General features: G+C 61.0%; 19 protein-coding genes. 13 read left to right on the forward strand and 6 right to left on the reverse strand.

Going from position 1 to position 17,903, the window contains the following annotated elements; all coding sequences use genetic code 11:
* The first annotated feature begins 64 nt into the window (after window positions 1-64).
* Genes moaC through moaE form a run of 3 tightly spaced genes read left to right on the forward strand, consistent with a single transcriptional unit; the run spans window position 65 to window position 1,234 of the window.
* Window positions 65-535: a cyclic pyranopterin monophosphate synthase MoaC gene (moaC, locus tag NA647_RS01235; protein WP_256056046.1), complete on the forward strand. Its 471-nt coding sequence runs from the start codon at window positions 65-67 to the stop codon at window positions 533-535.
* The gene (locus NA647_RS01240; protein WP_256056047.1) at window positions 532-780 is read left to right on the forward strand and encodes a MoaD/ThiS family protein; all 249 of its coding nucleotides are present in this window, start codon (window positions 532-534) and stop codon (window positions 778-780) included. Before moaC ends, NA647_RS01240 begins: the two co-directional genes overlap by 4 nt.
* A 1-nt stretch (window position 781) precedes the next feature.
* Complete coding sequence (gene moaE, locus NA647_RS01245; protein ID WP_256056048.1) at window positions 782-1,234, forward strand: molybdopterin synthase catalytic subunit MoaE; 453 nt, start codon at window positions 782-784, stop codon at window positions 1,232-1,234.
* Window positions 1,235-1,236: 2 nt separating this feature from the next.
* Here moaE and NA647_RS01250 read toward each other — a convergent pair whose 3' ends face one another.
* The 4 genes from NA647_RS01250 to NA647_RS01265 all read right to left on the reverse strand — a co-directional run bounded on the left by NA647_RS01250 (window position 1,237) and on the right by NA647_RS01265 (window position 4,872).
* Window positions 1,237-1,401, reverse strand: coding sequence for a hypothetical protein (locus NA647_RS01250; protein WP_256056049.1), 165 nt, complete (start codon window positions 1,399-1,401; stop codon window positions 1,237-1,239).
* Between the two features lie 155 nt (window positions 1,402-1,556).
* Complete coding sequence (gene rhlB / locus NA647_RS01255) at window positions 1,557-2,969, reverse strand: ATP-dependent RNA helicase RhlB (protein ID WP_256056050.1); 1,413 nt, start codon at window positions 2,967-2,969, stop codon at window positions 1,557-1,559.
* A gap of 98 nt (window positions 2,970-3,067) precedes the next feature.
* The gene (locus NA647_RS01260) at window positions 3,068-4,003 is read right to left on the reverse strand and encodes a GGDEF domain-containing protein (protein WP_256056051.1); all 936 of its coding nucleotides are present in this window, start codon (window positions 4,001-4,003) and stop codon (window positions 3,068-3,070) included.
* A gap of 212 nt (window positions 4,004-4,215) precedes the next feature.
* The gene (locus tag NA647_RS01265; RefSeq protein WP_256056052.1) at window positions 4,216-4,872 is read right to left on the reverse strand and encodes an alpha/beta hydrolase; all 657 of its coding nucleotides are present in this window, start codon (window positions 4,870-4,872) and stop codon (window positions 4,216-4,218) included.
* A 339-nt stretch (window positions 4,873-5,211) separates the two neighbouring features.
* Between NA647_RS01265 and NA647_RS01270 the strand changes: the two genes are divergently transcribed.
* From NA647_RS01270 to NA647_RS01295, 6 genes are all read left to right on the forward strand, one after another.
* Window positions 5,212-6,240: an amino acid ABC transporter substrate-binding protein gene (locus tag NA647_RS01270; protein ID WP_256056053.1), complete on the forward strand. Its 1,029-nt coding sequence runs from the start codon at window positions 5,212-5,214 to the stop codon at window positions 6,238-6,240.
* Between the two features lie 88 nt (window positions 6,241-6,328).
* Window positions 6,329-7,513: an amino acid ABC transporter permease gene (locus NA647_RS01275; RefSeq protein WP_256056054.1), complete on the forward strand. Its 1,185-nt coding sequence runs from the start codon at window positions 6,329-6,331 to the stop codon at window positions 7,511-7,513.
* A gap of 10 nt (window positions 7,514-7,523) precedes the next feature.
* Complete coding sequence (locus tag NA647_RS01280; RefSeq protein ID WP_256056055.1) at window positions 7,524-8,621, forward strand: amino acid ABC transporter permease; 1,098 nt, start codon at window positions 7,524-7,526, stop codon at window positions 8,619-8,621.
* Between the two features lie 12 nt (window positions 8,622-8,633).
* The gene (locus NA647_RS01285; protein ID WP_256056057.1) at window positions 8,634-9,398 is read left to right on the forward strand and encodes an amino acid ABC transporter ATP-binding protein; all 765 of its coding nucleotides are present in this window, start codon (window positions 8,634-8,636) and stop codon (window positions 9,396-9,398) included.
* Between the two features lie 200 nt (window positions 9,399-9,598).
* On the forward strand, window positions 9,599-13,495 hold the full coding sequence (gene purL, locus NA647_RS01290; protein ID WP_256056058.1) for a phosphoribosylformylglycinamidine synthase: 3,897 nt from the start codon (window positions 9,599-9,601) through the stop codon (window positions 13,493-13,495).
* A 199-nt stretch (window positions 13,496-13,694) separates the two neighbouring features.
* Window positions 13,695-14,012 carry a YqfO family protein gene (locus tag NA647_RS01295; protein ID WP_256056059.1) on the forward strand — a complete coding sequence of 106 codons (318 nt, stop codon included), beginning with the start codon at window positions 13,695-13,697 and terminating at the stop codon, window positions 14,010-14,012.
* A gap of 32 nt (window positions 14,013-14,044) precedes the next feature.
* Here the strand turns inward: NA647_RS01295 and NA647_RS01300 are convergent, their stop codons facing one another.
* Together NA647_RS01300 and NA647_RS01305 are read right to left on the reverse strand one after the other, a co-directional pair.
* Window positions 14,045-14,545 carry a L,D-transpeptidase family protein gene (locus NA647_RS01300; RefSeq protein WP_256056060.1) on the reverse strand — a complete coding sequence of 167 codons (501 nt, stop codon included), beginning with the start codon at window positions 14,543-14,545 and terminating at the stop codon, window positions 14,045-14,047.
* 25 nt (window positions 14,546-14,570) lie between these two features.
* Window positions 14,571-15,125, reverse strand: a complete 555-nt coding sequence (locus NA647_RS01305) for an NUDIX hydrolase (protein WP_256056062.1) — start codon at window positions 15,123-15,125, stop codon at window positions 14,571-14,573.
* Window positions 15,126-15,321: 196 nt separating this feature from the next.
* Between NA647_RS01305 and NA647_RS01310 the strand changes: the two genes are divergently transcribed.
* From NA647_RS01310 to purT, 4 genes are read left to right on the forward strand one after another with little or no spacing between them, the layout of a single operon-like run.
* Window positions 15,322-15,936, forward strand: coding sequence for a CoA pyrophosphatase (locus NA647_RS01310; RefSeq protein ID WP_256056063.1), 615 nt, complete (start codon window positions 15,322-15,324; stop codon window positions 15,934-15,936).
* Window positions 15,937-15,938: 2 nt separating this feature from the next.
* The gene (locus NA647_RS01315) at window positions 15,939-16,463 is read left to right on the forward strand and encodes a gamma carbonic anhydrase family protein (RefSeq protein ID WP_256056302.1); all 525 of its coding nucleotides are present in this window, start codon (window positions 15,939-15,941) and stop codon (window positions 16,461-16,463) included.
* Entirely contained in the window at window positions 16,460-16,651 is a 192-nt protein-coding gene (locus tag NA647_RS01320) for a DUF1289 domain-containing protein (RefSeq protein WP_256056064.1), read from the forward strand. The genes NA647_RS01315 and NA647_RS01320 overlap by 4 nt, the downstream gene beginning before the upstream one ends.
* 57 nt (window positions 16,652-16,708) lie before the next feature.
* On the forward strand, window positions 16,709-17,890 hold the full coding sequence (gene purT / locus NA647_RS01325; protein WP_256056065.1) for a formate-dependent phosphoribosylglycinamide formyltransferase: 1,182 nt from the start codon (window positions 16,709-16,711) through the stop codon (window positions 17,888-17,890).
* Window positions 17,891-17,903: the final 13 nt, after the last annotated feature.

Here is a 17,903-nt window from a genome sequence, read left to right on the forward strand (position 1 = left end):
GCTTCCAGCTTCCAGCTTCCAGCTGAGCTAAACTGGTCGCCCTTATATTTCCCAGCAGGTTCTCATGCTTACCCATCTCGATTCCCAGGGGCGGGCCAACATGGTCGACGTTACTGCCAAGGCCGTTACGGCGCGTGAGGCGGTGGCGGAGGCGAAGGTCCGCATGCTTCCCGAAACTCTGCAGATGATTCAGCAGGGCGGGCATCCCAAGGGTGACGTATTCGCAGTCGCCCGTATTGCTGGCATCCAGGCGGCAAAGAAGACCCATGAACTAATTCCGCTCTGCCATCCCTTGCTGCTGACCAGCATCAAGGTCGATTTGCAGCCTGAGGGGGACGACTGCGTGCGCATTCAGGCGCGTTGCAAGCTGGCCGGCCAGACTGGTGTGGAAATGGAAGCGCTGACTGCGGCGAGCATTGCCGCGTTGACTATCTATGACATGTGCAAAGCCGTCGACAAGGGCATGGTCGTGGAAGGGGTGCGGCTGTTGGAGAAGCTGGGCGGGAAAAGCGGACATTGGCAGGTGCCGACATGATTCAAGTGCAATATTTCGCTCGCTATCGCGAAACCCTTGGGCTCGATGCCGAGCAACTGGAGTGGAGCGCATCTCTGCAGCAGATGGACGACCTCAGGCAGCAATTGCTGGCGCGCGGTAACGAATGGACGGTGCTGAGCGAGGCGGGGCTGATGTGCGCGCGCAATCAGGAACTATGCGGACTCGACGAGCCGCTGGCCGACGGCGACGAAGTGGCATTCTTTCCCACCGTGACCGGAGGTTGATATGAGCGTGCGTGTCCAGCAGGCCCCGTTCGATCCGGGCACCGAGCTCAATGCGTTACACGCCGCGAACCTCGGTATCGGCGCGGTAACCAGCTTCGTCGGCTATGTTCGCGATTTTAACGATGGGCATGATGTCGCCGGAATGTTTCTCGAGCACGCCCCGGGAATGACGGAAAAGGCGTTGCAGAAGATCGTCGAGGAGGCAGCTGCGCGATGGCCCTTGCTCAAGCTGGAGATCCTGCACCGGGTCGGACGGCTCGAGCCAGGTGAGCCGATCGTCTTCGTCGGCGCAACCAGCGCACACCGCGAGGCGGCATTCGATGGTTGCCGCTTCGTCATGGATTACCTGAAGACTCGAGCGCCGTTCTGGAAGAAGGAAGACACCCCGTCCGGCCCGCGCTGGGTCGAAGGGCGCTGTAGCGACCAAGCCGCCGCTGAGCGGTGGCGGCAGTAGCGTCAGCCGAAGGTGATCTGCAGTTTGTAGAACAAGGTGGAAAGCATCGACAGGATGCCCAGCCCGAGTAGCGCGACACCCCATCTCCGCTCGCGAAAGTTGAAGCCGGCGCCCATCAGGATGAAGCTCGCGATGATTAGTATCAGCATGGTGTCGATGTCGACCATATGCTTGGCTCCTGTTGTGAAGGGTCTCCTTCACTGTAGGTGCTTATAGGACTTGATGAGTGGTTTGCGTCAGCTCGACTGCAGTGATAGGGCAATGCGGGCATAAAAAAAGGCGAAGCCGCAACGGCCTCGCCTTTTCAATTTCCCGGGAGTATTCAGCGCTTGGTCGGAACGGGCGCCAGGAGCTCTGCGGGTGGCATTTCACAGCTGATGCTGCGGCCCAGCAATGCTTCGATGGCTGGCAGGGCGAAGGCGTCATCCTCGCCGGCAAAGCTGATCGAGGTGCCGCTGGCGCCGGCTCGACCGGTGCGGCCGATGCGGTGCACGTAGTCGTCAGGCACTTCCGGCAGAGTGAAGTTGATCACGTGGCTGATGCCGTCGACATGGATGCCGCGTCCGGCCACGTCGGTTGCCACCATTACGCGAATCTTGCCCTCGCGAAAGCCTTCCAAGGCGCGGATGCGTTTGTGCTGAGGCACGTCGCCGGACATCTGCACGGCGCTGATACCGTCACGGGTGAGGCGCTCCTCGATACGGCGTACCTCGTCCTTGCGGTTGGCGAACACCATCACGCGGGTCCAGTCGTTCTGAGTGATCAGGTTGTAGAGCAGCTTGTACTTGTCGCTGCCCGCTACGGCGTAGACGTGTTGCTCGACGGTGTCGCTGGCCACGTTTACCGCTTCGATCTCGACGATTGCCGGATCGGTGGTCCATTGCTTGGCGAGATTCATCACGTCGTCGGTGAAGGTCGCGGAAAACAGCAGCGTCTGACGCTCGCTCTTGGGCGGGGTCTGGCGAATAATCTGGCGAACCTGGGGGATGAAGCCCATGTCGAGCATGCGGTCGGCTTCGTCGAGTACCAGCACTTCGACCATGTCCAGATGCACTTCGCCTCGCTGGTTGAAGTCTAGTAGACGTCCCGGCGTAGCCACCAGAATGTCGCAATAGCGGGACTCCAGCGCCTTGAGTTGCTTGTCGAAGTCCATGCCGCCGACAAAGCTCATCACGTTCAAGCCGGTGTACTTGGTCAGGTTCAGTGCGTCGTTGGCAATCTGCACCACCAGTTCGCGAGTCGGCGCAATGATCAGTGCCCGCGGTTCACCCATGTAGCGGTCGCTGGGCGGCGGCGTCTGCAACAGCTGGGTGATGGTGGAAATCAGGAAGGCCGCAGTTTTGCCGGTGCCGGTCTGGGCGCGGCCGATCGCATCGCGACCTTTGAGCGTGAACCCCAGAACCTGAGCCTGGATCGGCGTGCAATACGGGAAACCCAGGTCGTGAATGGCGTGCATCAACTCGGGGGCGAGTTTGAAGTCATGAAAGCGCGTTTTGCCTTCGGTCGGATCGACCTGGAAGTCTTCCAGTTTCCAGGCAGGGGCGGGCGGTGCGGCGGGTTTGCGTGAGCGCTCTCGGCGAGGCTTGGGCGCTGCTGCTGCGTCGACCGACTGCTCGGTTGTTTCAGGGCGCGCAGGGCGAGGAGTGTCGATAGGTGTCGAGGTGTCGCTGGCAGGCTGGGCGGCTGGTAGCTCTGCCGGACCTTTGCCAAAAATTTTCTTGAGTGCTTTGAGCACGGTTTCCGTCTCTGTCTATAAGGTTCGCCCGCCAGTGTAATGCAAGAAGCAGATACGGCGAAGACTTGCTCTGAGCCGCCATCGCGGTTGCCCGCTCGTCAGCCGCAGACGCAGTTTCGTCCTTGCGCCTTGGCCTGATAAAGCGCCTGGTCGGCGATTTGGATCAGCTTTTTCAAATCGTCATTGGGTTGCATCGGCGCGACGCCGATAGAAATCGTGACGCCCGGCAGCGTGCCGATCGGCGAGCGAAACGAGGTGATTTCGTCGAGGCTCTGGCGCAGGCGTTCGCCAACGTTGCGTGCATCATCCAGTCCCATGTCGGGAAGCAGGATCACAAACTCCTCGCCGCCGTAGCGCACCAGGCTGTCGCTCGGACGGAGCAATTTCCCAAGCGTGTCGACCACCAGGCAAAGCGCATGGTCGCCAGCCAGATGCCCGTGTTGATCGTTGTAATCCTTGAACCGGTCGACGTCGAGCATCAGGACCGACAGCGGTTGGCCGTTGAAGGCGCAGCGGGTGCTCTCACGGTTATAAATGTGTTCCAGCCAGCGGCGGTTGAACGAACCGGTCAGGGTGTCGACGTTGGCATTCTGCTCACTGTTGATGATCAAACGATCGCTCAGGCGAACACGCTGGCAAAGCAGTTCGGCGAGGTTCTGCATCAGCCGGGGCGACCGCGTCAGCAGCGGCATCGAGCGGCGATGAAGCCGCAGTAGTTCCGAAGACTCGAGCGCAACGACGTAAGCCGATGGCGGCAGATTGTCCATGAAGCTGATTTCGCCGGCGCAATCGCCCGGTCCGATGGCGCGTACGGGTGGGCTATCGAGCGAGTCGAGGTGGACGGCGAGTTCGCCACTGAGAACCAGGTAAAGATATTGATTGTGCTCCAGGGGCGTGAGCAGAACGTCTCCGGCGGCGAGCGTGCACGGCTCGAAAGCCTCCTGCATCAGCCGCAGGCAGGGTTCGTCGACATGCTCCAGAAGGCGCGCCTGTTTGAGGTACCGCATCTCGGCCCGCCTTTCGGCAAGCTTCATTGCTGCCATATCCGGCTGGATGGCTTATTCGTCATGGCTATCGCAAGGGCCTTGTAATGACCGGCAGGGTGGCTTCGTCTGGCCGCGATGTGCGTTGCATGGCAGGCGCATCGAGTTTGTTATACCAATCCCAAGCGTAGCCTTGTTTTGTGATCAGGACAGGCGCGCGGCATCACATTTTCTTATGCTGCGCGCTCGCCTGTCTTTGCTGATCAACCGAGGCGCGCAGCGAGCCAATCGCCAATATCGCGGATCTCATCGAGCACCACTTCATGAGCCATTGGATAGTCTTTCCACTGGGCCGATACCTCGTTTTGCGCCAAACATTCATAAGCGGCTCGTCCCATAGCGGGCGGCACGACGTCATCTCTCGAGCCGTGCAGGCAGAGCACCGGCAGGCTCGCCTGTAATGGCGACAGCTCCAGGTCATCGTTGAAGGTAGGCGCGTAGGTCGACAACGCCAAAACCCCGCCGAGCGGCCCGGCCCAGCGCAGAAAGGCGGTGTGATAGACCACCGCGCCGCCTTGGGAAAAACCTGCCAGGAAAATTCTCCTAGGGTCGATGCCACTGTCGCGCTGCGCCTCGATCAGCTCTATCACGGCCTGCGCCGACTGCTCGAGTTGGGCTTGGTTGATGGCCCGAGCCGGGCTCATGGCGAGGATGTCGTACCAGCTAGGCATCGCCCAGCCGCCGTTGATCGTCACCGCCTGGGTTGGCGCTTGAGGCAGCACGAAGCGTGTCTGCAACAAGCGCTGCTGCAGCGCTTCGGCCACCGGTAGAAAATCGTAGCGATCGGCACCGAGACCGTGCAGCCAGATGACGCATGAGTCCGCGGTGTTGGCAGGTTCGATGATCAAGGGGTCGCTCATGTTGGGCTCCGTCTGGGTGCCCGCCTCAAGTTGGGGCAGGCGCAAAGGGTGAATGCGGCAATATGCGGCGAGGTTACCTGCACCGGCGCGTGCGATGAAGCGGGAAGATAGCGGGAAATGCGCTTTCGCTCGATCTGGTATGCCGCTTGCTTTGGCCCTTGCGCCATCTGCGCCGGTGTCGTCTGCGTTCTTGCAGGCGAACGCATCGGGAGGAGTTGCCGATCATCAATCGGCGGCTAGACTCAGGTCAGGTCCTTCGGCCGTTACGTCGGCAGGCATGTTGCGATGCAGGCGGAAGACCCCGACCCAGCAGAATAAAAAAGCAAACTGGAGGTTTCGATGATAAGGGTTAAATCCACACTGGCCGTGCTTGGTGCCGCGACACTTTTGGGCGCCAGCGGCTTGGCTCAGGCAGGGGCGACCCTGGATGCGGTGAAAAGCAAAGGCTTCGTGCAGTGCGGTATCAGCGACGGGTTGCCGGGCTTTTCATATGCCGACGCCAAGGGCGAGTACAAGGGAATCGATGTGGATATTTGCCGCGCGGTAGCGGCTGCGGTATTTGGCGATGCGAGCAAGGTGAAATACAGCCCGCTGACCGCCAAGGAGCGCTTCACCGCACTGCAATCGGGTGAGGTCGACGTGCTTTCGCGCAACACCACCTGGACCAGTTCGCGAGACTCGGCGATGGGTCTGAATTTCACAGGTGTCACCTACTACGACGGCCAGGGGTTTCTGGTGAACAAGGAGCTCGGCGTGTCCAGTGCCAAGGAGCTCGATGGCGCCACGGTGTGCATCCAGGCCGGCACCACCACTGAACTAAATCTCTCCGACTATTTCCGGGCTAACAGTCTCAACTACACACCCATCACCTATGACACCTCGGATGAAAGTGCCAAGTCGCTGGAATCCGGTCGCTGCGATGTGCTCACCTCCGACCAGTCTCAGCTCTATGCGCAGCGCATCAAGTTGGCCAAGCCGGACGACTACATCGTGCTCCCTGAGGTCATTTCCAAAGAGCCGCTCGGCCCGGCGGTTCGCCAAGGTGACGAGGAGTGGTTCGATATCGTGCGCTGGTCGCTCTTCGCCATGATCAATGCCGAAGAGCTTGGCGTTACGGCGGCGAACGTCGAGGACACCGCGAAGAACACCAAGAATCCGGATGTTGCGCGTCTGCTGGGTGCTGAAGGCGAATATGGCAAGGATCTGAAATTGCCGAAGGACTGGGCAGTGCAGATCGTCAAGCAGGTCGGCAACTACGGCGAAGTGTTCGAGCGCAACATCGGCTCCGGTAGTGAGCTGAAGATTGAACGCGGGCTGAATGCGCTCTGGAACAATGGGGGCCTCCAATACGCACCGCCGGTGCGTTGATCGAGCCGGGCCGGCGGATAGTCGGCCCTGTTTCAAGGATGAGCGATGCCGGTGCGTTCGTACCGGCGGCGCCGAATGAGGTTTCTTGATGCGAACCATTGCCAAATCGGGGGCGGCGCGCGGCTCGCTGCTCACGGATCCACAGGCGCGTGCCTGGCTGTTTCAGATCATCGCCGTCATTACTGTCATCGCGATCGGCTGGTTTTTGTTTCACAACACCCAGACCAATCTTGCCCACCGGGGCATTAATTCCGGTTTCGGATTTCTTGATAACGCCGCCGGTTTCGGCATCCCCCAACACCTGATCGACTACAGCGAAAGCGATTCATACGGCCGGGTCTTTTGGGTCGGTCTGCTCAATACGCTGCTCGTAAGCGTGGTCGGCATCATCCTGGCGACTGTCATCGGCTTCATTCTTGGAGTGGGCCGATTGTCGCCGAACTGGCTGATCCGCCAGATTGCCACTGTTTATATCGAGATCTTCCGCAATATTCCGCCGCTGCTGCAGATCTTCTTCGTCTACTTCGCGGTGCTCAGCCCGTTGCCAGGGCCGCGCGACAGCTTGAGCCTGTGGGACATCATCTTCGTCAACAACCGGGGCATACAGATGCCTTCGCCGAGCGCGGGGGAAGGCTTCTGGCCGTTCTGGATCGCGATGTTTCTGGCACTGGCGGCCATCGTCCTGCTCAACCGCTGGGCGCGGGCCCGGCGTCATGCCACGGGGCAGTCATTTCCGGTGTTCTGGACCAGCCTCGGGTTGTTCATCGGGATTCCAGGGCTATGCGCACTGGTGTTTGGCGGGCCGTTCCTCTGGGAGATCCCGGAACTGCAGCGCTTCAACATTCGTGGCGGCTGGGTGGTGATTCCCGAACTGGTGTCCATCGTGTTGGCACTGTCGATCTACACGGCGGCTTTCATCGGCGAAACCGTGCGCGCCGGTATTCAATCGGTGAGCCATGGCCAGACCGAAGCGGCCGCTTCGCTGGGGCTGCGACCCAGCCGTGTGCTGCGGCTGGTCATCGTGCCGCAGGCGTTGCGGGTGATCATTCCGCCGTTGACCAGCCAGTACCTCAACCTGGCGAAAAACTCCTCGCTGGCGGCCGCCATCGGCTACCCGGACATGGTCTCGCTGTTCGCTGGCACGGTGCTCAACCAGACCGGTCAGGCGATCGAAACCATGGCCATCACCATGAGCGTGTACCTGGCCATCAGCATCAGCATTTCGCTACTGATGAACTGGTACAACAAGCGCATCGCGCTGATCGAACGGTGAGGACAGGCTCATGACGACTCATATTTTCAAGCCTGACCTGCCAGCACCTTCGCGCAACATTGGCGTTGTCGGTTGGCTACGGGCCAATCTGTTTTCCAGCTGGGTCAATACATTGATGACGCTGGTCGGCCTGTATCTGATCTGGGTGATCGTCCCGCCGATCATCGACTGGGCCATCATCAAGGCTGACTGGACCGGCGAGACGCGCGCCGACTGCTCCCGGGAAGGTGCTTGCTGGGTGTTCATTCAGACGCGTTTCAGCCAGTTCATGTACGGCTTCTACCCGACGGAGCTGCGTTGGCGGGTGGATGCCGCCGCCTGGCTGGCGATTCTCGGCGCGGCGCCGCTGTTCTTCCGGCAGATGCCACGCAAGGTGCACTACGGCATCGGTTATCTGCTGCTGTATCCATTGCTGGCTTACTGGCTACTGCACGGCGGCTTCTTCGGTCTGGAAACGGTTCCGACGTCGCGCTGGGGCGGGTTGATGCTGACCATCGTGATCGCCGCGGTGGGCATTGCCGGTGCCTTGCCGATGGGCATCCTGCTGGCGCTGGGGCGGCGCTCGGACATGCCGGCGATCCGGGTGCTGTGCGTCACCTTCATCGAGTTCTGGCGCGGCGTGCCGCTGATTACCGTGCTGTTCATGTCATCGGTCATGCTGCCGCTGTTCCTGCCCGAGCAGATGAACCTCGACAAGCTGATGCGGGCCATGGTGATGGTGATCTTCTTCGAGGCCGCCTACATCGCAGAAGTGGTACGCGGCGGCCTGCAGGCGATACCCAAGGGCCAATACGAAGCGGCGGCGGCGATGGGCCTGGGCTACTGGCGCAGCATGGTCCTGGTGATCCTGCCACAGGCGCTGAAGATGGTCATTCCGGGCATCGTCAACACCTTCATTGCGCTGTTCAAGGACACCAGCCTGGTGATCATCATCGGCCTGTTTGACTTCCTCAACAGCATCAAACGCGCAACTTCGGATCCTGCCTGGCTTGGCATGTCCACCGAGGGTTACGTTTTTGCGGCTCTGGTTTACTGGATTTTCTGTTTCGGCATGTCGCGCTATTCCATGCACCTGGAGCGCAAGCTCGACACGGGCCATCGACATTAAGGAGTGATAGGCATGAACGATACACCTCGGCTGGAACAGGCCGCTGAGCCGGTCATCCAGATGCATGGCGTGAACAAGTGGTTCGGCCAGTTCCATGTACTCAAGGACATCGACCTGAGCGTCACCCAGGGCGAGCGCATCGTGCTGTGCGGGCCTTCCGGCTCGGGCAAATCGACCACTATTCGCTGCCTCAACCGGCTCGAAGAGCACCAAAAAGGCCGAATCGTGATCAACGGTGTGGAGCTGACCAGCGACCTCAAGCAGATCGAGGCGATTCGCAGCGAAGTGGGCATGGTTTTCCAGCATTTCAATCTGTTCCCGCACCTGACGGTGCTGCAGAACTGCACTTTGGCACCGATGTGGGTGCGCAAACTGCCGCGCCGCGAGGCCGAGGAGATCGCCATGCACTACCTGGAGCGCGTGCGTATCCCGGAACAGGCTGACAAATTTCCCGGGCAGCTTTCCGGCGGTCAGCAGCAGCGTGTCGCCATTGCCCGCGCCTTGTGTATGAAGCCCAAGATCATGCTGTTCGACGAACCCACTTCGGCGCTGGATCCGGAAATGGTCAAGGAGGTGCTGGATACCATGGTCGGCCTCGCCGAGAGCGGCATGACCATGCTCTGCGTGACCCACGAAATGGGCTTCGCCCGTACCGTTGCCGATCGGGTGATCTTCATGGACAAGGGCGAGATCGTCGAACAGGCCGATCCGGAGGTGTTCTTTACCAGTCCAGTCAACGAGCGAACGAAACTGTTCTTAAGCCAGATATTGCATTAAAGGCAGCCGGAAGCCGGAAGCCCGAAGCCCGAAGCCCGAAGCTGGAAGCTGGAAGAAAAGCTGGACGGGCTTTGGGCGCGCCCCGACCTGCACACTGATTCGCTTCCAGCTTCCAGCTTCCAGCTTCCAGCTGCCCCTTGCCCATCGTCATAGGCTAGAATACGCGGCCCGACTGCTCCCTCTCCGAGGCTGTTCCGACGATGTTGATCCTGCGCGGCGCTCCCGCTCTTTCCGCCTTCCGTCACGGCAAGCTCCTGGCACAACTGACCGCGAAGGTCCCCGCTGTAAGCGGGCTGTATGCCGAGTTCGCTCATTTCGCTGAAGTATCCGGCACGCTTGGTGCGGACGAGGAGCAAGTGCTCGCCCGGCTGCTCAAGTATGGCCCGAGCGTCCCAGTGCAGGAGCCGGCTGGCCGACTGTTCCTGGTGGTGCCGCGTTTCGGCACCATTTCGCCCTGGTCGAGCAAGGCCAGCGATATCGCCCACAATTGCGGGCTGGGCAAGATCCAGCGCCTGGAGCGCGGCATCGCCTTCTATGTGCAGGGCGAGCTCAGCGATGCCGAGGCACAGCTGATCGCCGCCGCGCTGCACGACCGCATGACCCAGTTGGTGCTCGAGCGCTTCGAAGACGCCGCCAACCTGTTCAGCCACGCCCAGCCCAAGCCGCTCACCGCGGTAGACGTGCTGGGCGGTGGCCGTGCCGCACTTGAGAAGGCCAACGTCGAGCTGGGCCTGGCCCTAGCCGATGACGAAATCGATTACCTAGTGACCAGCTTCGAAGGGCTGGGGCGCAACCCGCATGACATCGAACTGATGATGTTCGCCCAAGCCAACTCCGAGCATTGCCGGCACAAGATATTCAACGCCAGCTGGGACATCGACGGTGAAAGCCAGGACAAATCCCTGTTCGGCATGATCAAGAACACCTACCAGATGCATTCCGAGGGCGTGCTGTCGGCCTATAAGGACAACGCTTCGGTCATCGTCGGCAATGTGGCCGGGCGTTTCTACCCGGATGCAGCAACCGGCGAATACGCCGCGCACCAGCAGCCGGTGCACATCCTGATGAAGGTGGAAACCCACAACCACCCGACCGCCATTGCGCCGTTCCCCGGCGCGGCCACCGGTTCGGGCGGGGAGATTCGTGACGAAGGCGCCACCGGGCGCGGCTCCAAGCCCAAGGCCGGACTGACCGGCTTCACTGTGTCCAATCTGAACATTCCCGACTTCGAGCAACCCTGGGAAAAGCCCTACGGCAAGCCAGAGCGCATCGTCACGCCGCTGGACATCATGATCGAAGGCCCGCTGGGCGGCGCGGCATTCAACAACGAATTCGGTCGTCCGGCGCTGGCCGGCTATTTCCGTACCTTCGAGCAAAGCGTCGAAACCCCGCGTGGCGAAGAAGTGCGCGGCTACCACAAGCCGATCATGCTTGCTGGCGGCTTGGGCAATATCCGTGAAGACCATGTGCAGAAGGGCGAGATCTCGGTCGGCGGCAAGCTGATCGTGCTCGGTGGCCCAGCAATGCTGATCGGTCTCGGCGGCGGCGCGGCATCCTCCATGGCCACCGGCGCCAGCTCGGCGGATTTGGATTTCGCCTCGGTGCAGCGCGACAACCCGGAGATGGAGCGTCGTTGTCAGGAAGTCATCGACCGCTGCTGGCAGCTGGGCGAACAGAACCCGATCAAATTCATCCACGACGTTGGCGCCGGTGGACTGTCCAACGCCTTCCCGGAATTGGTCAACGATGGCGGTCGTGGTGGTCGCTTCGATCTACGCAACATTCCCAACGACGAACCGGGCATGGCGCCGCACGAGATCTGGTGCAACGAGTCCCAGGAGCGCTACGTGCTCTCGGTGGACGCCGTTGATTTCGAACGTTTCAAGGCCATCTGCGAGCGCGAGCGCTGCCCCTTCGCGGTGGTTGGCGAGGCTACCGAAGAGCCGCACCTGACCGTGGCCGACAGCCATTTCGGCAACAAGCCGGTGGATATGCCCCTCAACGTGCTGCTCGGCAAGACGCCGCGCATGCACCGCAGTGCCAGCCGCGAAGCCGAGCTGGGCGACGATTTCAGCGCAGCCTCGGTCTATCTGGATGACGCCGTTGGCCGCGTGCTGCGCCATCCGGCGGTGGCCAGCAAGAGCTTCCTGATCACTATCGGCGACCGCAGCATCACCGGCATGGTGGCACGCGATCAGATGGTCGGCCCCTGGCAGGTGCCGGTGGCTGACTGCGCCGTGACCACTACCAGCTACGACGTCAACACCGGCGAAGCCATGGCCATGGGCGAGCGCACCCCGCTGGCGCTGCTGGATGCACCGGCATCAGGGCGCATGGCCATCGGCGAGACGTTGACCAACCTTGCCGCCGCCCGCATCGAAAAACTCTCCGACATCAAGCTGTCCGCCAACTGGATGGCCGCCGCCGGCCACCCAGGTGAAGACGCGCGGCTGTACGACACGGTCAAAGCCGTCGGCATGGAACTCTGCCCTCAGCTGGGCCTGACCATTCCGGTGGGCAAGGACTCGATGTCGATGAAGACCCGCTGGGATGAGGAGGGCTCCGAGAAGAGCGTCACCTCGCCCATGTCGCTGGTCGTCTCCGGCTTCGCGCCAGTGGTCGATGTGCGCAAGACGCTGACCCCGCAGTTGCGCCTGGACAAGGGCGCCACCGACCTGATCTTGATCGACCTGGGCCGTGGCCAGAACCGCATGGGCGCGTCGATCCTGGCTCAGGTGTACGGCAAGCTCGGTCGCCAGGCACCGGATGTCGACGATGCCGAAGACCTGCAAGCCTTCTTCGCAGTGATCCAAGGGTTGAATGCCGATGGCCTGCTGCAGGCCTATCATGACCGTTCCGACGGCGGTCTGTTGACCACTGTGCTGGAAATGGCCTTTGCCGGTCACTGCGGGCTGAACCTGAACCTGGACGGTCTGCTGGACGATGCGGACGAGATCCCCGCCGTGCTGTTCAACGAAGAGCTGGGCGCGGTCATTCAGGTGCGCCAGGACGACACTGAAATCGTGCTGGCCCAGTTCAGCGCCGCCGGCCTTGGCGATTGCGTTGCGGTGATCGGCCAGCCGGCCAACAATGGCTACGTCTCGATCCGGCTTGCCGGCAGCGAGGTCTTCAGCGGTGATCGTCGTCTGCTGCAACAGCAGTGGAGCGAGACCAGCTATCGCATCCAGCGCCTGCGCGATAACGTTGAGTGTGCCGATCAGGAATTCGATGCGCTGCTGGAAGAGGACAACCCCGGCCTCAACGTCAAGCTCAGCTTCGACGTCAACCAGGACATCGCCGCGCCCTACATCAAGCGCGGCGTGCGACCACAGGTGGCGATCCTGCGTGAGCAGGGCGTTAACGGCCAGACCGAGATGGCGGCCGCTTTCGACCGCGCCGGGTTCGCCGCTGTAGACGTGCACATGAGCGACGTTCTATCGGGACGCATCAGCCTGGAACGCTTCAAAGGCCTGGTTGCCTGCGGCGGTTTTTCCTATGGCGACGTGCTCGGCGCCGGTGAAGGCTGGGCCAAGTCGATCCTGTTCAACAGCCGTGCGCGCGAGGAATTCAGCGCTTTCTTCGAGCGCAGCGACAGCTTCGGTCTGGGTATCTGTAACGGTTGCCAGATGCTTTCCAATCTGCACGAGCTGGTGCCTGGTAGCGAGTCCTGGCCGCACTTCGTGCGCAACCGCTCCGAGCAGTTCGAGGCACGCGTGGCCATGGTCCAGGTGCAGGATTCGCCGTCGATCTTCCTTCAGGGTATGGCCGGTTCGCGTCTGCCGATCGCTATTGCGCACGGGGAAGGGCATGCTGAATTCGAAAGCGAGGAAGCATTGCTCGAAGCTGATCTATCCGGCACCGTTGCCCTGCGCTATGTGGACAACCACGGCAAGGTCACCGAACGCTATCCGGCCAACCCGGGCGGCTCCCCGCGCGGTATCACCGGCCTGACCACGCGCGATGGTCGCGTGACCATCATGATGCCGCACCCGGAGCGTGTCTTCCGTGCCGTGACCAACTCCTGGCGCCCAGATGAGTGGCAGGAAGACGGTGGCTGGATGCGCATGTTCCGCAACGTTCGGGTCTGGGTCGACTGAAGCCCTGCAGTACTGAGAGAAGCCCGGACACCTGCGCGTGCTCCGGGCTTTTTTTGTGAACCAGTCACCAGCGTTTCGCTGAACCAAGCCCGCGGGGACACGTCTGATCGTTGATCGGTAGCAGTGCTTGATGTTTCGGCTTCTGGCAAATTGGTTTTGTAAGCGGGCATCTGTTCTGCCCCTGGTTCCGGAGAGGTTGATGTACAAGCTGTGTTTCTATGTTCCCGAAAGCCATCTGGGCGAAGTCAAGGAAGCGGTTTTCGCAGCGGGCGGCGGTCGCATCGGGGCTTATGACCATTGCTGTTGGCAGGTGCTCGGGCACGGCCAGTATCGACCGCTGGAAGGCAGTCAGCCCTATCTGGGCGAGCAGGGTAAGGTACAGCCGGTTTCGGAATGGAAGGTGGAGTTGGTAGTCGCCGACGAGTTGATCCACGACAGCGTTAAGGCCCTCAAGCGGGCGCACCCTTACGAAACGCCAGCGTTCGAGGTTTGGCGATTGTCGGATATGGTTTTCTGAGAAGACGAAGCAGCGTCGGAGTTTCGACTGACCTACGGACGAATCTCGATCAGCGTGCCGTCTTTCACCAGATTCCATATCTCCCGCATGTCATCGTTCTTCAGCGCGATGCAGCCCTCGGTCCAGTCGAGGGTATGGAAGAACCACTCGGGGTATTCCTCATCCAGCGGCGTGCCGTGAAGCATAATCATGCTGCCCGGTCGTGCCCCCTCGGCACGGGCGCGGGCCAGATCCCTGGCGTTCGGGTAGGAGATGTGCATCGCCAGGTTGTACTTGTCAGACGTTTTGCGCCAATCGATCCAGTACAGCCCTTCCGGCGTTCGTTGATCGCCTTCGCGCTGCTTGGGCCCCGGCTGTTTTCCCAGCGAGACGCGATAGCTTTTCATCGTCACGCCCCGGCTGATCAAGTGCAGCTGGCGTTCTGACTTGACCACCAGCACCTTGTCGATAAACGAAGCATCGAAGACTGGCGCAGCGGTGGCGTGGGAAAGAGTGGCAAAGGTGAAGCAGACGATCGCTAACAGCCAGCGCATGAGGCGTTCCTGAATCCTTACGACATCAGACCTGTCTGCGCGCCATCGGCATGGGTGCGATGGCTTCGTTGCGCACCGGGAAGGTCTGCTGCACCCGGTCGGCGAAAAAGTATTCTAGGGTACGGCCCACGGTCGGGAAAGCCAGCTCTGACCAAGGGATCTCGGCCTGGCTGAAAAGCTTGACCTCAAGACTCTCGTCGCCTGCACAGAATCCATCATCGACCAGCTCGGCGCGAAAGAACGTGTAGACCTGATTGATGTGCGGTAGATCGAACAACGTATAGAGACGTAGATCCGTAACTCTGGCGCAGGCTTCCTCCAACGTCTCTCGCTCCGCTGCCTGCTGCATGGTTTCGCCGTTTTCCATGAAGCCGGCCGGCAATGTCCAATAGCCACGTCGTGGCTCGATTGCGCGCCGACAGAGCAATACAGAATCGCCCCAGACGGGCAGGCAACCGGCGACGATCCGTGGGTTCTGGTAATGAACCGTGTCGCAGCCTGCACAGACGAAGCGAGTTCGGTTATCTCCGTCAGGTACTCGTTCTGTGATTGTGCTGCCGCATTGGCTGCAGTATTTCATCGCGCTTCCTTCGGTTTACGGATCATCGTTACAGCCTTGGTCGAACACGCACGAGCTACCGCCCAGAACTAGTTTGTCGTGAGAAGTCCATTCGTGCCACTCTCGATTGCAGTTGGGCACGGTTTTGGTTGCGCCTGTCTTGGGCGCCTCGGTGATTCATGCCATGATGCTTGCCAAAGACGGAAAGAGACGTTTCATGCTGGACAAGATACTCCAACGGGTGCGTGACTATTCCCCGCATCTTCTGGAGCCGGAAGGCCGGATGCCCGAAGCGGCGGTCTTGATGCCCATCACGCGTGGCGATTCGCCGGAACTGGTCCTGACCCTCCGTGCCAGTGGCCTGTCCACACACGGCGGTGAGGTCGCATTTCCCGGTGGTCGACGCGATCCCGATGATCGAGACCTTGTTCATACCGCACTGCGTGAAGCGGAAGAAGAAGTCGGGTTGGCGCCAGGAATGGTGGAAATCGTAGGGCCGCTGAGTAGCCTCGTTTCGCTGCATGGCATCCACGTCACGCCCTATGTCGGCATCGTGCCGGACTATGTCGAATACCGCGCTAACGATGCCGAGATCGCTTCGGTGTTTTCCGTGCCATTGGAATTTTTCTGCCAGGACACGCGCGAGGTGACTCACCGAATCGATTACCAGGGTGTCGCCTGGTACGTCCCGTCTTACCGCTATGGCGAATACAAAATCTGGGGATTGACGGCCATCATGATCGTCGAGCTGGTGAACCTGGTATACGACGCCGGGATCGAGATGCACAGCCCTCCCGCTTCTTATATCGATCTGAGCCAGAAGAGGTCATGACCGTGAAATATCGCCTGGGTGATTCCCGCGTCGAAACCCACCCCGAGAGCTGGGTCGCGCCAAGCGCCACGCTGGTCGGCAAGATCCGCTTGGATGCAGGCGCCAACGTCTGGTTCGGCGCGGTGCTGCGTGGCGACAACGAACTGATCCATGTCGGCGTAAATAGCAACGTGCAGGATGGCAGTGTCATGCACACCGACATGGGATACCCCCTGACGCTGGGAACTGGCGTCACCGTTGGGCACAATGCCATGCTGCACGGGTGTACTGTCGGCGATTACAGCCTGGTGGGGATCAACGCGGTGATCCTCAACGGGGCGAAGATCGGCAAATACTGCATCATCGGCGCCAACACACTGATTGCCGAAGGTAAGGAAATCCCCGATGGCTCGCTGGTGGTCGGGTCGCCCGGAAAAGTGGTTCGCGAGCTGACCGAACAGCAGAAGAAGATGCTCGAAGCGAGCGCTGCGCATTACGTACACAACGCCCAGCGCTACGCGCGGGACCTGGCGGAGCAGGACGATTGACTGCTGACGGCAAGCCGGTTGCGTCTCCCTGCGTCAGCATCTGCGCGCTGGACGAAGACGATTTCTGCACCGGCTGCCAGCGCAGCATCGACGAAATCCGTCGCTGGAGCCGGATGGACAATCTGGAGCGGCGTCAGGTGCTGCTGCGTTGTCACGAGCGGGCACGCGTCAGCGGGCTGCTGTTCTGACGCTGAAGAGCAACGCGTCGGCGCGACTTTATTAGTGTCTGTACAACGAGGACTTCCATGCCCCGAATAGGTACTCCGCTGTCGGCTAGTGCAACCCGTGTGCTGCTCTGTGGTTCCGGTGAGCTCGGCAAGGAGCTGGTCATCGAGCTTCAACGCTTGGGCGTTGAGGTCATCGCGGTGGACCGTTACGCCAACGCTCCTGCCATGCAGGTGGCGCACCGTCACCATGTCGTCGACATGCTCGACGGCGATGCGCTGAGGTCGATCATCGAACAGGAAAACCCGCATTTCATCGTGCCGGAAATCGAAGCGATCGCCACCGCGACGCTGGTGGAGTTGGAGCGCGAAGGCTATACGGTTATCCCCACCGCGCGGGCCGCGCAGCTCACCATGAACCGCGAGGGTATTCGCCGCTTGGCTGCTGAGGAGCTGGGTCTGCCGACTTCGCCGTACCGTTTCGCCGACTCGCTGGAGGAATGTCGCGCGGCGGCTTCCTTGCTCGGCTTTCCCTGTCTGATCAAGCCTGTTATGAGTTCGTCCGGCAAGGGCCAGTCGGTCCTGCGAAGTGAAGCCGATATCGCCACGGCCTGGGACTATGCGCAAGCTGGTGGTCGAGCCGGGAAAGGACGGGTGATCGTCGAAGGTTTCGTCGATTTCGACTATGAAATCACGCTGCTGACCGTTCGGCATGCAGCTGGAACCACCTTCTGCCAGCCGGTTGGGCATCGTCAGGAAAAAGGTGATTATCAGGAATCCTGGCAGCCGCAGCCGATGACTGCAGGCGCAATGGCTGAGGCTGAACGCATTGCGCTGGCGGTCACCGACGCGCTGGGTGGGCGCGGTATTTTCGGCGTCGAGCTTTTCATCAAGGGCGACAAGGTCTGGTTCTGCGAGGTTTCACCCAGGCCGCACGATACGGGCCTGGTGACCCTTGTCTCCCAGGATCTTTCCGAGTTTGCGCTGCATGCCCGGGCAATTCTTGGGCTGCCGGTACCTGTGATCCGTCAGTTCGGGCCGTCGGCTTCAGCCGTGGTGCTGGTGGAAGGCGAGTCCGGGCAGGTGAGCTTCGGTAATCTGGCCGCGGCGCTGACCGAGCCAGATACCGCACTGCGTCTGTTCGGCAAGCCGGGCGTCAGTGGGCAGCGGCGAATGGGGGTGGCGCTGGCTCGCGACATGTCAATCGAGGCTGCGCGTGCCAAGGCGATGCGGGTGGCCTCGGCTATCGATATCGAATTCTGAAACTCAGGCGGGA

It is taken from the genome of Stutzerimonas stutzeri (genome assembly GCF_024448985.1).
Classification (GTDB): Bacteria; Pseudomonadota; Gammaproteobacteria; order Pseudomonadales; family Pseudomonadaceae; genus Stutzerimonas; species Stutzerimonas stutzeri_AP.

Coding starts and splice junctions, on each gene's coding strand:
- moaC (WP_256056046.1), top strand. CDS start 65: ATGCTTACCCATCTCGATTCCCAGGGGCGGGCCAACATGGTCGACGTT.
- NA647_RS01240 (WP_256056047.1), top strand. CDS start 532: ATGATTCAAGTGCAATATTTCGCTCGCTATCGCGAAACCCTTGGGCTC.
- moaE (WP_256056048.1), top strand. CDS start 782: ATGAGCGTGCGTGTCCAGCAGGCCCCGTTCGATCCGGGCACCGAGCTC.
- NA647_RS01250 (WP_256056049.1), bottom strand. CDS start 1,401: ATGGTCGACATCGACACCATGCTGATACTAATCATCGCGAGCTTCATC.
- NA647_RS01260 (WP_256056051.1), bottom strand. CDS start 4,003: ATGAAGCTTGCCGAAAGGCGGGCCGAGATGCGGTACCTCAAACAGGCG.
- NA647_RS01265 (WP_256056052.1), bottom strand. CDS start 4,872: ATGAGCGACCCCTTGATCATCGAACCTGCCAACACCGCGGACTCATGC.
- NA647_RS01270 (WP_256056053.1), top strand. CDS start 5,212: ATGATAAGGGTTAAATCCACACTGGCCGTGCTTGGTGCCGCGACACTT.
- NA647_RS01275 (WP_256056054.1), top strand. CDS start 6,329: ATGCGAACCATTGCCAAATCGGGGGCGGCGCGCGGCTCGCTGCTCACG.
- NA647_RS01280 (WP_256056055.1), top strand. CDS start 7,524: ATGACGACTCATATTTTCAAGCCTGACCTGCCAGCACCTTCGCGCAAC.
- NA647_RS01285 (WP_256056057.1), top strand. CDS start 8,634: ATGAACGATACACCTCGGCTGGAACAGGCCGCTGAGCCGGTCATCCAG.
- purL (WP_256056058.1), top strand. CDS start 9,599: ATGTTGATCCTGCGCGGCGCTCCCGCTCTTTCCGCCTTCCGTCACGGC.
- NA647_RS01295 (WP_256056059.1), top strand. CDS start 13,695: ATGTACAAGCTGTGTTTCTATGTTCCCGAAAGCCATCTGGGCGAAGTC.
- NA647_RS01300 (WP_256056060.1), bottom strand. CDS start 14,545: ATGCGCTGGCTGTTAGCGATCGTCTGCTTCACCTTTGCCACTCTTTCC.
- NA647_RS01305 (WP_256056062.1), bottom strand. CDS start 15,125: ATGAAATACTGCAGCCAATGCGGCAGCACAATCACAGAACGAGTACCT.
- NA647_RS01310 (WP_256056063.1), top strand. CDS start 15,322: ATGCTGGACAAGATACTCCAACGGGTGCGTGACTATTCCCCGCATCTT.
- purT (WP_256056065.1), top strand. CDS start 16,709: ATGCCCCGAATAGGTACTCCGCTGTCGGCTAGTGCAACCCGTGTGCTG.